The sequence below is a fragment of the Pantoea sp. SIMBA_079 genome (assembly GCF_046940275.1).
Classification (GTDB): Bacteria; Pseudomonadota; Gammaproteobacteria; order Enterobacterales; family Enterobacteriaceae; genus Pantoea; species Pantoea borealis.
Window position 1 is genome coordinate 1 of sequence record NZ_JAWRYR010000265.1, and the last position, 275, is coordinate 275.

At 49.8% G+C, this 275-nt stretch carries 1 pseudogene; it reads right to left on the bottom strand.

The features are described 5' to 3' along the window. Positions 1-44: 44 nt before the first annotated feature. Positions 45-275 (bottom strand): annotated as a pseudogene (locus SB719_RS19955) (TonB-dependent siderophore receptor); the annotation flags it as partial.

Sequence of the window (275 nt, forward strand, 5' to 3'; positions counted from 1 at the left end):
TGATTATCCAATTTGCGGACGCCCTTTTCATTCTCTGTTCAGCCTCAGAAGTTCCGGGTCAATCCGACATTGATGGTGCGCCCCGGCGCAATATAGCCAGAGCTGGTCTGATAGTCCTTGTCAAAGATATTCTCCACCGAGAACTTCAACTGCGATTGCTTGTCGATGGAATAGAGTGCCACTAAATCAGCAGTCACATAGTCTCCGAGTTTCTTACTGTTCGCAGCATCAGCGTAGCGCGAACCGCCATGGATCACTCTTGCAGTCAGATCGAG